The organism is Microcystis sp. LEGE 08355 (genome assembly GCF_015207185.1).
In the GTDB taxonomy this organism is placed as follows: domain Bacteria; phylum Cyanobacteriota; class Cyanobacteriia; order Cyanobacteriales; family Microcystaceae; genus Microcystis; species Microcystis panniformis.
Genome location: NZ_JADEXI010000068.1, coordinates 1 through 13,205, shown reverse-complemented (window position 1 = coordinate 13,205; position 13,205 = coordinate 1). Strand labels below are relative to the sequence as shown.

Genomic DNA, 13,205 nt, shown 5'->3' with positions numbered 1-13,205 from the left:
AGTCTGTGGACTCTGTGTAAGACAGTACATGGTTTTTTAACTGTGGTATGCGACGGTGGTGGAAGCAGAAACTTAAATCGTGAGGTTTAGGAATCGCCGCACTTTTAGGGCGGCGAGGATGTCAACAGGCACTTTCCCCAGAATATCTTGAGCCAGTCCTAATTAGGGCCTGCTGAAAAAGTACCGGCGAAGCATTCGGATAGAAAATCTCCGGTTTCACCGATAGGTTATTACCAGAATGCTTCGCCCCTACAGGACGCGGGCCGATGAAGACGCAAGGTTTGGAAGCACGATTCTCTCAAAATCTTGCACCTGTTTCGCCAGAAAAGCCACAAAACCCTTACCTTGCCTACATTTCACATTTATTCAGCAAACCCTAATTATGACGATTGCCATCATAATGAATTCTCGCCCCGGCCCATTGCAATTTTTCCTGTAGAGTCTGATAAAAAGAATAACTTTCCCGCAGGATAATAAATTGGGCGAATTTTTCGGCTTTGGTAACTCCCACCCATTGCCCGGGCCAAATGGAAGTAGCTAAAGCACCATCCATCCAGAGTTTAGTATTTAATTCGTAGTCTCCTAGAGGCCAAATACTCACCAGAGATGCTGGGGGAATGACAATCGGCCGACTGGAGAGACTCAAGGGACAAATCGGGGTGACAGCGATCGCTTCCATGCCGGGGTGTATAATCGGACCATTAGCGGAAGCGGTGTAACAGGTAGATCCCGTGGGAGTAGCCACTAATAAACCGTCTCCTTGGTACTGATCTACTACTTCCCCGTCCACTTCGATTTCGAGGATTGAGGTGGGCATCCTATCGATACTAGCGGGTTTCACACACATCTCATTCAGGGCATAAAATGCCTCGCTCACTGGCTGCGGGTTTCTTTTATCCCCTTCATAGATTCTGGCCGTTAACATCATCCGTTGTTGTACCGCATAGTGATCGGATTGTAAACGCTCCCAGACCGTCTCCGTATCTTGGAAAATCTCCAAAGGTTCCGTTAAAAATCCCAGATGGCCGCCAACATTCACCGCTAAAATTGGAATGTCTTCGTGGGCTAAATAGCGAGCAGCGGCCAAAATGGTTCCATCTCCCCCCAAAACGATGGCAAGGTCGATTTTTTCCGATGCTGAGGCTAAAAATACTGGATAGGGATTATCTTTAAAGCCACTGGGTCCCATTAAAACTTTACACTGACGGGCTTCTAACTGTTTAGCGCATTTTTCCGCCCATGCTTTACTTTGGGGATGGTTGGCCTTGTGAGCGATGATTACTTGTTTTAACTGCACGGAGTTGAGACCTTGTTCGGAGGTTCTATATTTTTAACAATACCAAGACCGGGCAGATCGGGTGAAAAGTAAAAAGTAAAAAAGGGGTTGGGGGAAGAACCTCGGCCTGACTGTAGCCAATTTGACAGAATTAATCGATAGATAAGGGTAGATGGAATTAACTAGGGTTTGCTGAAAAAGTACGGGCGAAGCATTCGGATAGAAAATCTATGGTTTCACCGATAGGTTATTGCCCGAATGCTTCGCCCCTACAGGACGCGGGCCGATGAAGACGCAATGTTTTGAAGGACGATTCTCTCAAAATCTTGCACCTGTTCCGCGAGAAAAGCCACAAAACTCTTACCTTGCCTACATTTCACATTTATTCAGCAAGCCCTAACTAGGATAAGCTGGCAGGTTTTAGCAATCTTATTCCCTTTTTTCCCTGTAACTGCTGTATCTGTGCGACTTTTTCCCAATTATCTCCCTCAACACCCCTACCACTTAATTTCCCCGCAAGGTTATAATTGTATTAAGATGTGTAACAATTCTCTGGCAAACTCTTGACAAAGGATAACAAATCTGCTCTCCCAAAAAACAGGAAAGGTTTTATTTCTATGACATTAATTCAAACCGCCCAATTATCGCTGGAAACCTCGGCTTTAGCCTTTTTTAAGCAGACAGAAGGACGCTGGCAATCCCAGAGACGTTATTACACCCTCACCCAAGAAACGGAACCCCAAGAAGTTATCAGCGCCATCGAGATTAAATATTTACCCCAAGGCAGCGAACCATTAATTCAACTTGCCCGTTTACATAATCTGGAAGATACAGCCTTATTAGGTGGTACGGAAGTCACTTGGCAAAGTAATTATCTGCGTCCCCAGAGTAAAAAACCCTCCAACGGTTCGACTATATTCGGTATTTTAGATAATATTCTCTATCGCGATCGGGGATTTGCGACGGATAAACCCGTTAGTGCCATTTATACCTTTCCTAACCCCTCTACTCTCTGTCTGAGAACAGAATACGCCGGTTCTGTCTTTGAAGAAGAAATTAAACTCATCGGTCAACAATATCGCACTCGACAAACTATTATCTCTCGCGCCGGTCAAGAATTGATGATCGGTCAATATCTAGAAAAACGGGTCAATTAGTCAAAAACATGGCGGCTATTCCCATAATTTTGACTTTTATCCTAGGAATAGGGCTGAAATCAAATCAGCCCTTCCCATAACTTCCCTTTAAACTGGGGTTAAATTGTCTTGATTCTGACTAGCGAGAAACTTCTCTAATTCCGTAATTGCATCGGCATCGACCTTAGTTTGCATCGGACAGAATTTCGGTCCACACATCGAACAAAACTCCGCAGTCTTATAGATATCTGCGGGTAAAGTCTCATCGTGGTATTCCTTAGCGCGATCGGGATCCAAGGATAACTGAAATTGACGATTCCAATCGAAATTATAACGAGCAATGGAGAGTTCGTCATCACGATCACGCGCTCCGGGACGATGACGGGCGATATCTGCCGCATGAGCCGCTATTTTGTAGGCAATTAAGCCATTTCGCACATCTTCAGCGTTGGGTAAACCGAGATGTTCTTTCGGGGTGACATAACATAACATCGCCGTCCCGTACCAACCCGCCAGAGCCGCCCCGATCGCCGAAGTGATATGATCGTACCCTGGGGCAATATCGGTGACAAGGGGACCAAGAACATAGAAAGGTGCTTCGCTACACTCCTCCATTTGTTTTTTCACATTAAATTCAATTTGATCCATGGGAACATGGCCCGGTCCTTCCACCATCACCTGTACATCGTGTTCCCAAGCGCGGCGCGTCAGTTGGCCGAGGGTTTTCAATTCCGCTAATTGGGCTGCATCGGAAGCATCGTGGGTACAACCGGGACGCAGGGAGTCACCGAGACTAAAAGAAACGTCATAACGCTTAAAAATCTCGATAATTTCATCGAAATGGGTGTAGAGAGGATTTTGCTTGTGGTGGTGTAACATCCACTTGGCAATAATACCACCGCCCCGGGAGACAATCCCGGTCAGACGAGTTTTAACTAAAGGCAGGTGTTCGATGAGGATTCCCGCATGAATCGTCATGTAATCTACCCCTTGCCCGGCGTGTTTTTCGATAATATGGAGGAAATCTTCGGGGGTGAGTTTTTCAATATTGCCGTGAACGCTTTCCACCGCTTGATAGATGGGTACAGTACCGATGGGGACGGGAGAAGCATTGATAATCGCAGTGCGAATTTCGTCTAAATTACCGCCACCGGTGGAGAGATCCATCACCGTATCGGCACCGTATTTGACCGCTAGGTGTAATTTTTCCAGTTCTTCGTTAATATTCGAGGAGTTGGGTGAAGCCCCGATATTAGCATTAACTTTACACTTAGAAGCAATACCGATCGCCATCGGTTCGAGGTTGAGGTGATTGATATTAGCGGGAATAATCAGTCTTCCTCGGGCGATTTCGCTGCGAATCAATTCGGGAGAGAGATTTTCCCGTTTTGCCACATACGTCATCTCTTCGGTAATTATCCCCTGACGGGCGTAGTGCATTTGCGATACATTTGCTTGTCCGCGCCGGGGGGCAACCCATTCTTGTCTCATAATTTTATTTCCTCTGTAAACAGCTTCCCTACGCTGGAATTACCCAGTCTCAGGTTCTAAGGGTCTTTCTCAGCCTGATTGCCTCAGACACCCCTAGCTATGACGGCAATTGTACCACTGTTGAGGACTGAGGAGATAAAGCTTAAGATTGTTGTTTGATTGGGCAGTTAGGCTAAAACCCACTTAGACCCCCTACAATAAACTTCTTAGGTGACGAATACTTAAATTTTCCACAATTGGGAAAAATTCGGATTAGGAAATCCAGAAAGTACCCGCCCTGGTTTGAGCCTAAACAAGCTCGAATTATCCAAAAAGCGTCGGGATTTTACGTTTCGGTTTCCTTCCAATCTACGGAATTAGTTCCCGATATGACAGTAGGGAAGACCTGTTTAGGAATTGACGCGGGGATTGAGAGTTTTGTCGCTACTTCACGAGGAGATTTAATCAAAGCCCCTCGATTTTTGTTGAAAGTACAGAGTAAGCTTAAATTGCTAAGTAGGTGGGTGGAATTAAATATAAGATGAACGTAGGTTGGGTTGAAGTATGAAACCCAACGCCCGCATGGGTTACGCTACCGCTAACCCATCCTACAAATAATTGTGCCTCCCTACTTACAAAGACGCTTGAAACATAAAGTCAAAGGCTCAAACAGTTGGTTAAAACTCCAAGAGAAGATAGCAAGATTACACGAGAAAGTGTCTAATACTCGTAGAGATTGGCACTTTAAACTAGCTCATTATCTTTGTGATATGCCGATAATATCTTCGTTGAAGATATTATCTTCGTTTCCTGGTCTAGAGGGATCGTTAGAAAACAATCTCTAGATTCGGGTATCGGTAGTTTTATTAACGAGATACTACCGTTTGTTGTTTGGAAACGGGGAAAATATTATCTTAAAGTCGATAAAAACGGAACTTCCCAGGATTGTCCGAATTGTGGCGCAATTACTGGCAAAAAAGCGTTATCGGAAAGAGTTCACCGGTGTGATTCTTGCGGTCACATCGAACCGAGAGACACGGCATCAGCAAAGGTAATCGAGAACCGAGGAAAAAATGCGGTCGGACTGACCGTGTTAGAAAACGCTCGCGGAGGCGATTTGACGGGGGTCGTTCAGTTAAACCTGTTTGATCTAGTCAAGAGCCTATGAACCAAGAATCCCCCGCTAAACCGTGCGAGCGGTTAGCGGGGGAGAGTCAAGCTTCCACTAAACGAAAGGCTGCACCTAAACCGACAGCGATCTCATCGGGAGAAATTTTCCCATCATGGTTAATATCGATCGCATCGAATACCGCATCGGTTCCCGCCCATTCTTCCCGGGTGATGAAACCATCCCCATCATGATCATAGACTCGGAAAATATCTTCGGCGGCGTGTTCGAGGGTTGACTGACCTTCCAACTGGGTTAAACGTTGAATCAGCAATTGTTCCAATAATTCTAAAGCTTTGGTAAAACCTTGAATACCTTCCGTTAGTTTTTCAGAAGCCATGGCATCTTCGGCGTGCATTTTTTCAAAAGTCGCGTGATCCATGGCAATTTTGACAATATCAAGGGTTGCGGCCTGTGCTGGATCGAGCTTACGGGGTAAATCGGCTTCTGTCCCTTGCAATTGTTCGAGAAGTTTCGGGGAAATGGTTAAAAGATCACAACCAGCTAACTCGCAAATTTCGCCGATATTGCGGAAACTTGCCCCCATAACTTCGGTTTTATAGCCAAACTTTTTATAGTAGTTATAGATCTGGGTAACGGATTGGACCCCGGGATCTTCAGCGCCAACGTAGTCTTTACCGGTTTCTTTTTTATACCAATCGAGAATCCGACCGACAAAGGGAGAAATTAAGGTTACTCCCGCTTCCGCACAGGCGATCGCCTGATGGAACCCGAATAATAGGGTTAAATTACAGTGAATTCCCTCTTTTTCGAGGACTTCTGCGGCTTTAATCCCTTCCCAAGTCGAGGCAATTTTAATTAAGACTCTTTCTCTAGAGATACCCGCTTGTTCATACTGGGAAATGAGATAACGGGCCTTGTCGATGGTAGCTTGGGTATCGTAGGAAAGACGAGCATCCACTTCGGTGGAGACGCGGCCAGGGACGATTTGCAGGATTTGCAGACCAAAACCGATCGCTAGGCGATCAAAAGCTAGTGTGGCCACATCTTCCGGAGTGGCCTGCTCTCCTAATTCTTTTCTGGCCGCTTGCAGGGTTTGATCGACAATCGGCTGATATTGGGGCATTTGGGCCGCGGCCGTGATCAGGGAGGGGTTAGTGGTGGTATCTTGGGGGGTGAAAGCTTCGATCGCTTGGATATCGCCGGTATCGGCAACAACCACTGTAAATTCCCGTAATTGTTCTAGTAGGGTTTTAGCCATAACTTCTCCAGATGCGTGTTAACGCGAGACTTTATCTGGATCTTAGCGATTCGATCGAAAGGAAGGGGGAAAATTCCCGATTGATTTAATTCCTACCCACAGACCTGGCCAAAGTAAGGATAAGCTGGGAATCTTTTGGCCACTCCTTGCCCAAAGTCCTTTATTTGTGATAGTATTAGTGATTGTGTCGATTTAACAAAACGGAGTTTATGCCCAAGCTAAAAACGCGAAAGGCGGCGGCCAAACGATTCGAGGCCACGGGAAGCGGCAAAAAAATCAAACGTCGCAAAGCCTTCAAAAATCACCTACTCGATCATAAAAGTGCCGAACGCAAGCGCCGTCGTTTGTCCCAGATTACCCTAGTGGACGAGCGCGACGAGAAGGAAGTGCGCTTAATGTTGCCCTATTTGTAAATTTTCCAGAAAAATCGTCTAAAGGATTATCATGTCTAGAGTAAAACGGGGGAATGTCGCCCGCAAGCGACGCAAAAAAGTTCTCAAATTAGCCAAAGGTTTTCGCGGTTCTCACTCGCGCCTATTCCGTACAGCTAACCAACAGGTAATGAAGGCCTTGCGGAATGCCTATAGAGACCGTCGCAAACGTAAACGCGATTTTCGTCGTCTTTGGATTACCCGCATTAACGCCGCCGCTCGTCAACAGGGCATCAGTTACAGCCAACTGACTGGACAATTAAAGAAAGCTAATATCCTCCTCAATCGGAAAATGTTGGCCCAATTAGCCGTCCTCGATCCCGTCGCTTTTGCTAAAGTGGTAGAAACAGCCAAAGGATAATTTAGCCCCAAGCATGACGGAAACTTGGCAAACGATTCAATTCCCCAGTTCAGAAAGTGCGATCGCTTTAGCGGGTCATCAAGAAGCTAACCTCAAATTGATAGCCAGGCAAACTGGGGCGAATTTAGTCCTCAGAGGCATGGAATTGCGGATTGCGGGGCAACCGACCCCCGTGGAGCGCGCCACAGCGATTGTGCGCTCCTTAAGTATTTTATGGCAAGAGGCCAAGTTAATCGCCGAAGCCGATATTATGACCGCTATCCATGCCCTCGATACGGGGCGTTCTAGCGAGTATAAAGAACTACAGCAGGATATTCTCGCTCGTACCCGTCGCGGGGAGCTAATTCGGGCAAAAACCTTCCGTCAGCGTCAATATATCCAAGCGATTCAAAGTCACGATATCACCTTTTGTATTGGACCTGCCGGCACGGGGAAAACCTTTTTAGCCGCCGTTTTGGCCGTACAAGCTTTATTAGAAGATAAAGTAGAACGGATTATCCTCACCCGGCCGGCCGTGGAAGCGGGGGAAAAATTAGGCTTTCTCCCGGGGGATTTACAGCAAAAAGTCGATCCTTTTTTGCGTCCCCTCTACGATGCTTTATACGAATTTATCGAAGCGGCCAAAATTCCCGACCTGATGGAACGGGGTAAAATCGAAATAGCTCCCTTAGCTTATATGCGGGGACGAACCCTAGCTAATGCTTTTGTTATCGTTGATGAGGCCCAAAATACCACCCCAGCACAGTTAAAAATGGTCTTAACGCGCTTGGGATTCGGTTCGCGCATGGTAGTAACTGGAGATGTCACCCAAACCGATTTACCGCAACAACAAGAATCGGGGTTAATTGCCGCTCAAAAAATCCTCAAATCAGTAGAAGGGATCGCTTTTTGTTACCTATCCCGGGCCGATGTGGTGCGTCATCCCCTAGTACAAAAAATCGTCTCAGCCTACGAACAGCACGAAAAATAACAGATTATTGAGATGGTCGCTCTTGTACTCTTGCGAGAGAGTATAGAATTAGGGTCTGTTGAAAAAGTTTGTTGGTGGGGGCAGGGTGTGGGGTGTAGGGTGTAGGGTGTAGGGTTTTACCCATTTTCATACCATTTTTCTAAAGTAATGGCAGAGATGGTTAATTGCCCTCACCCCCAATCCCTATCTCAGAAAGGGAGAGGGGCAAGGGGATGAGGGACACGAATAAAGAAAAATGGTATCAGGCGGTCAATTACCTAATTTTCAGGGAAAAAGTGCCTAAATTTCCCCCCGATCACTCCCATATCCGGTACTTTTTGATTGACAAAAGGTCTAAAAGTCTTATCCAACAAGGTTTTTAGCTTTATTCAGCAAGCCCGAATTAGGTTAATTTAACGCGATGTGCAACTAAAAAGGACAGAATCAGGGTTCCAGAGGATACTTTATCTCTGCTGATTTCTGAAAGTCTTGTTGTAAATCAAGACTAAAAATATAGTTGCACACCGAGTTTAATTTAGCTTTTTCCCCTTAAACTAAAACCGACAAAGACGTAGTTTAAAGCGTTTCGGTATCCCCAAACCTCAAGGAATTGATAACGCTGCCATCCTTTCACCGAGCCAGTCTGAAAAGCTCTTAGGGTGTATAGTTGATTAGCCCAGTTGTGATCGTTTGGTGTAGCATGGTGAACACAGTGCGCCCCTAGGCTAACTGGAAGGATGATTAGCCGAATAAAGACTGCTCCCACTAATTCCGTGGACCATTTTAACCATTCTAACCAGTGGTCTGAGTGCGGAGGATAAGCACCCAGATATAGGGCAAAAGATTTACCAATTACCTGAGATTTAGCTCCCTCATTATCATCGGCTTCATAGGCCCAATTATGCTCCGGTAGCTGTTGCAAGAGTGCGGCTGCATAGGTTCCGAGTTGGGTAAATAACACCCAGAGTAAGCAGATTAAACAAGAATGGGTTAAACCCGCACAAACAGAGGCCAAGAAAAGCACAATCAGGGTAGCTATTTGGTAGTTAATGGGAGCTTTAAGAAGATTAGTCAGACGAGAAAGGAAGGTTTCTCCGTAAAACTTGGGAGAGAGTAATAACTTGCCCAAATTTTGCCAATAGAAGGCCTCTTCTTGGCCAAATTCAAAACCTAACTCTTCTACTAGGTAGGGGGTATTCCCTTTATCATTCATGGTAGCTAGGTTTTTCGGCGGGTGATGAATTAATAGGTGATCTTTTTTGAACAATGGAAAGGGCTTTTTCCCAGTAATTAAGGTGAGCAAACAACCTAAAAGATGGTTATAAGTGGGATATTGAGGGAAAAAAGCATTATGGGCGCAAAAGTGGGCTATTTCCTGCAATTGAGCCGCTCCAGCTACGGATAACACCCATCCTAGGGGGATTAATTGCCAGTGGCTAAGAGCGATCGCTAATCCTCCTATATACTGGAGTATGCCATAGAGTAATTCTAAGGAGGGCGTGCTTTTCCAGAGAGGGGGAGCAAGGTAGTAGCCTGTTAGCCAGTCAAAGAAAGCTTGTACGAGACGATTATCGCTGATTTGGAGCATCCCTAGGCGTGGATTATCCCTTAAAGCCGATGCTTGTGTTGGGGTGGGTTTTTTCAGTATCATGACAGTAGAAAATAAGTTGTACTGTCCTGAAAATGGTTAAATAACCAAATTCAGGCGGTTTTATTAGCTGTGCAGCTGTTCGATTTCTCGATAGTGCTGGACTAATTGCCCATCACTAAAAAACGGCTTTGGAGAGATTTCTATCTCGATGGCGAGATTAATTACCCAAGCTTCTTTGGGTACATACCCCAAGAGATTTTTTAGCCTCTCGGTTAGTGATTTAATCTGGTAGTTTGAGATGTACATAAGCTCTGAATTAGACTACACTTTTAGCTTATTTCTAGCCCTTTTAATTGTCGAGGTGGTTTTTGTAGCATTTAGTAGTCAACTTGCCAAAGTATCATTAAGTAGCTAAAAGTAGCATTTTGTGAATTGTATTCTTAAAAGGAGAACCACAAGTACAAATGGGAGATAGAAAACCTAAGTCTAAAAAAACAAGTGATCTGAATGAATCAGATTTTTTGGGCATTGTAATGCCGTTAGTTATAAAAGTAGATAATAAGGGATTATCTGATATACAAAAAATCTTAGTAAATGGATTTCGTCAAGGTTTAACTTATGATGAGATAGCAGAGAAAAATTACTTAAATTCAGAAAATCTTAGGAAAGAAGCAAATAAAAAATTATTTCCCTTGATTTCTAAAGCTCTCACAGAAGCTATGAAAACGCCTATAAAAGTTCAAAAGACCAATTTTATTACATTAATTGAGCATTGGAAGTCTATCGATGATAAGGGTATCTCTGTAGAAAATAGTCTTGTTCAAAGCAAGAAAAAAATTGATATATTTACAAAGCTTAAAAATAAATTGTCTAGACAACAACAAGCAGAACTGAATCGGATCATAAAGTCGTACTTGCCAGATAATGACAATGCTAATTTTGAAGAAATCATCGATAAAATCATAAATCTTCCAGATGATAAAGATTTATTAAGAATACTTTTTAGACTTACTCAAGATAGCAGAATTAATAGCTACAATCGCTCATACATTGAACAAACAATACAGGAGTTAAAGAAAATATTAAATATTACTGACACAGATTACAATGCTTGGATAGCAGAGATACCAGTAATTAATCCAGAACCTGACAATCGAGAAAATATTAACAACTATCTATGTATCAAAATAGAGGAGAGTAAAGGTCAAGTAAATACTTCCCCTGAATATAAATTTGCTGCGTGGTTTCTACAGTTAAATATATCTCAAAGTCAAGGAAATAATTATATACATCTTCCTGTAGATAGTAGCGTTAGCAAAGATGTTTATACTCAAAAAGATATAACGAACATTTTAACAAAAATTATTGAAGATTGTCATGAGCGAGGAGGTGCAAACTTAAATATTGAATTTTTCACCAATGGTAAGCTACTATATACTAACTTTGAATCTTGGGAATACAATTACTTTGATAGCCTAACTCAACTTAAGAGAGTATATTTTGTTAATGTTCGCTCTCTTATGAGATTGGAAAAAATGTATAGTAAAATGCCAGCTTATCAACATTGGAAAAGTAGATGGGAGAGATTAACAACAAATTCTATAGATACACAAACAGTTACTAACAGCGAGTCCTACTTATGCCAAGAAACAACTCTATGGAGCAATCTTTGCGCTTCAACTCAAGAGGATTTAGAGCAATTATTTAGAAAAAGCTTAAAATATGGCATACCTTTAGCCGTTGGGTCGCGCTGTCATGCTCAGGAAGCAATTCACAGAACAGAAATTAATACACTCTTACAGAATATTCAAATCAATCAATTGTCCACAAGAGTTCAAGAGGTGAGGCGACAATCACCAGATAATTTAGAAGATGAACCCGAACATCTAGGACATCATCTATTATGCTTTTTAGAAGACCCTAATCGGATGCCCCCCTTCCACTACTTAACATCTCAGCACCTAGGTTAACTAACTATGAGTTCATGGAAAATCTTTCAAGGCAATCATGAAAAAGGCTCAAGGGATAAGATTACCTGGCCAGAAATCCCACCTTGGCGAAGCTTCGCCACCAACAAATCCGAGGAGCGGGGAAAACAACTCATAGTTGACGATAAAACCATCGAAACCGTAAACGCAGCCATTCACCTACGCCGGCCTACCCCAGTCACAGGGAAACCGGGTACAGGGAAAACCTCCCTAGCCTACGCAATCGCCTACGAATTAGACTTAGGAGAAGTATTAGTCTGGCCAATTAATACCCGCACCACCCTACAAGAGGGATTATACTACTACGACGCGATCGCGCGTTTGCAAGATTACCAATTAGAACAAAAAAAAGACATAGGGCAGTATATCCGCTTGGGTCCCTTGGGGACAGCCCTCTGTCCGAGAAATTATCCCCGGGTACTGCTTATCGATGAGATAGATAAAAGTGACATCGACTTACCCAACGACCTCTTAAACCTTTTTGAAGAGGGAAAATTTGAAATCACCGAACTTTCCCGACTCGCTAAAGATACCGAAAACCAACCAATACCAGTACAAACCCATGACGGTGAATGGGAATTCATCCCCGAAGGTAAGGTAAGCTGCCAACAGTTCCCCATAGTGATTATGACGAGCAACGGCGAGAGGGATTTTCCCCTACCCTTTAAACGTAGATGTCTGCTCTTAGAAATTCCCGACCCCACCCCAGAGGAACTAAAAAAGATAGTAAAAAGCCATTTTGATTATAAAGAAGCCAGTCCCGAAAGTAAAAAAATAGAAGCAGCGATCGCAGAATATGTTAAAAAACGAGAAAAAGGGCAACTAGCAACAGACCAGCTTTTAAACGCCGTCTTTATGAGCATGGGCCAAGATAAACCCACGGGTGCAGAATTAAAGTCCCTTACCAACCTACTATTTACCTATCTCACCGACACAGGCAATACATGACCCAAACCCTTCCCACACCAGAACTGATTGATAAATTTATCACCTTTGTCAAGGGCAGGGGATGGGACCTAGACAGTTACCAGATAGCTGATAGTTTATGGTGGTATGTTCTCACCCAAGAAGAAGAAGGAAAACCCCAACCCCGTCCAGAGCCTAGGGAAGAAAAGGAAGAAACCCCTCCCGCTAAAAACCCCCCCCGGGAGAGTAAAAACGAAACCCAAGAGCCAGCAGCCCCATCCGATGAAGTTCCCTTAATACGGGAGACAGAAGCACAAAAACAGCCTGAGAAGATAGGCGCAGACACCCTACCCATTAGCATCCCCGATGCCAAATTCTGGCGAGAAACCCTAAAATTAGGGCGGGCAGTGCGTCCCCTCATCGAAAAGATAGACTCAGCCACCCAAAGACAAATAAACCTAAACAGCACCGTACAGAAATCGGCCGAGTATAGCATCGGCAAGCAAGATGGCAGTTTAGCCCTAATACCCGTTTACCAAGCCAAAAAAGTCCGTTCCCTAGAGGTGGTTTTACCGAAATTTTGGGTTAAAGCCCCGTCCTTTTAGGACGGCTTTTTAAACTATATCTTGTTAACTTAACTTTTATTGTGCTATACTGATTTTGTCTAAGTAACCCGTGCGTAAAATGTTTGTCTTAGAGTTTAAAGT

Annotated in this window: 11 protein-coding genes, 3 pseudogenes and 1 riboswitch; of the genes and pseudogenes, 9 read left to right on the top strand and 5 right to left on the bottom strand. The window is 44.0% G+C overall.

Features of this window, described 5'->3' with window-relative positions; translation table 11 throughout:
• Nucleotides 1-376: 376 nt before the first annotated feature.
• Nucleotides 377-1,297, bottom strand: a complete 921-nt coding sequence (locus IQ242_RS05620) for an NAD(+) kinase (protein ID WP_193959306.1) — start codon at nt 1,295-1,297, stop codon at nt 377-379.
• A gap of 596 nt (nt 1,298-1,893) precedes the next feature.
• On the opposite strand from IQ242_RS05620, the gene IQ242_RS05615 reads away from it, so the two are divergent.
• A complete protein-coding gene (locus tag IQ242_RS05615) occupies nt 1,894-2,433 on the top strand; it encodes a phycobiliprotein lyase (protein WP_002757172.1) in 540 nt (179 codons plus the stop codon).
• 87 nt (nt 2,434-2,520) lie between these two features.
• Here IQ242_RS05615 and thiC read toward each other — a convergent pair whose 3' ends face one another.
• Nucleotides 2,521-3,903, bottom strand: a complete 1,383-nt coding sequence (gene thiC, locus IQ242_RS05610; protein WP_002751876.1) for a phosphomethylpyrimidine synthase — start codon at nt 3,901-3,903, stop codon at nt 2,521-2,523.
• An 8-nt stretch (nt 3,904-3,911) separates the two neighbouring features.
• Nucleotides 3,912-4,008, bottom strand: a riboswitch (TPP riboswitch).
• An 86-nt stretch (nt 4,009-4,094) separates the two neighbouring features.
• On the opposite strand from thiC, the pseudogene IQ242_RS25850 reads away from it, so the two are divergent.
• Together IQ242_RS25850 and IQ242_RS05605 are read left to right on the top strand one after the other, a co-directional pair.
• Nucleotides 4,095-4,394 (top strand): annotated as a pseudogene (locus tag IQ242_RS25850) (RNA-guided endonuclease TnpB family protein); the annotation flags it as partial.
• Nucleotides 4,395-4,514: 120 nt separating this feature from the next.
• A pseudogene (locus tag IQ242_RS05605) lies at nt 4,515-5,050 on the top strand (RNA-guided endonuclease InsQ/TnpB family protein); the annotation flags it as partial.
• A gap of 46 nt (nt 5,051-5,096) precedes the next feature.
• Here the strand turns inward: IQ242_RS05605 and IQ242_RS05600 are convergent.
• Complete coding sequence (locus tag IQ242_RS05600) at nt 5,097-6,272, bottom strand: transaldolase (protein ID WP_193959305.1); 1,176 nt, start codon at nt 6,270-6,272, stop codon at nt 5,097-5,099.
• A 209-nt stretch (nt 6,273-6,481) separates the two neighbouring features.
• On the opposite strand from IQ242_RS05600, the gene rpmI reads away from it, so the two are divergent.
• Genes rpmI through IQ242_RS05585 form a run of 3 tightly spaced genes read left to right on the top strand, consistent with a single transcriptional unit; the run spans nt 6,482 to nt 8,034 of the window.
• Complete coding sequence (gene rpmI, locus IQ242_RS05595; RefSeq protein WP_002740108.1) at nt 6,482-6,685, top strand: 50S ribosomal protein L35; 204 nt, start codon at nt 6,482-6,484, stop codon at nt 6,683-6,685.
• 31 nt (nt 6,686-6,716) lie between these two features.
• Nucleotides 6,717-7,064 carry a 50S ribosomal protein L20 gene (gene rplT / locus IQ242_RS05590; RefSeq protein WP_002739593.1) on the top strand — a complete coding sequence of 116 codons (348 nt, stop codon included), beginning with the start codon at nt 6,717-6,719 and terminating at the stop codon, nt 7,062-7,064.
• 13 nt (nt 7,065-7,077) lie between these two features.
• Nucleotides 7,078-8,034: a PhoH family protein gene (locus tag IQ242_RS05585; protein ID WP_002772048.1), complete on the top strand. Its 957-nt coding sequence runs from the start codon at nt 7,078-7,080 to the stop codon at nt 8,032-8,034.
• A 514-nt stretch (nt 8,035-8,548) separates the two neighbouring features.
• Here IQ242_RS05585 and IQ242_RS05580 read toward each other — a convergent pair.
• The gene (locus IQ242_RS05580) at nt 8,549-9,664 is read right to left on the bottom strand and encodes a fatty acid desaturase (RefSeq protein WP_193959304.1); all 1,116 of its coding nucleotides are present in this window, start codon (nt 9,662-9,664) and stop codon (nt 8,549-8,551) included.
• A 63-nt stretch (nt 9,665-9,727) separates the two neighbouring features.
• Nucleotides 9,728-9,910 (bottom strand): hypothetical protein, encoded by a 183-nt coding sequence (locus tag IQ242_RS05575; protein ID WP_193959307.1) that lies wholly within the window; start codon nt 9,908-9,910, stop codon nt 9,728-9,730.
• A gap of 158 nt (nt 9,911-10,068) precedes the next feature.
• Between IQ242_RS05575 and IQ242_RS05570 the strand changes: the two genes are divergently transcribed.
• From IQ242_RS05570 to IQ242_RS05560, 3 genes and pseudogenes are all read left to right on the top strand, one after another.
• Nucleotides 10,069-11,574: a hypothetical protein gene (locus IQ242_RS05570; protein WP_193959303.1), complete on the top strand. Its 1,506-nt coding sequence runs from the start codon at nt 10,069-10,071 to the stop codon at nt 11,572-11,574.
• A gap of 6 nt (nt 11,575-11,580) precedes the next feature.
• A complete protein-coding gene (locus IQ242_RS05565) occupies nt 11,581-12,540 on the top strand; it encodes a MoxR family ATPase (protein WP_193959302.1) in 960 nt (319 codons plus the stop codon).
• Nucleotides 12,537-13,070, top strand: a pseudogene (locus IQ242_RS05560) (formylglycine-generating enzyme family protein); the annotation flags it as partial. The gene IQ242_RS05565 and the pseudogene IQ242_RS05560, both read left to right, overlap by 4 nt.
• Nucleotides 13,071-13,205 lie beyond the last annotated feature (135 nt).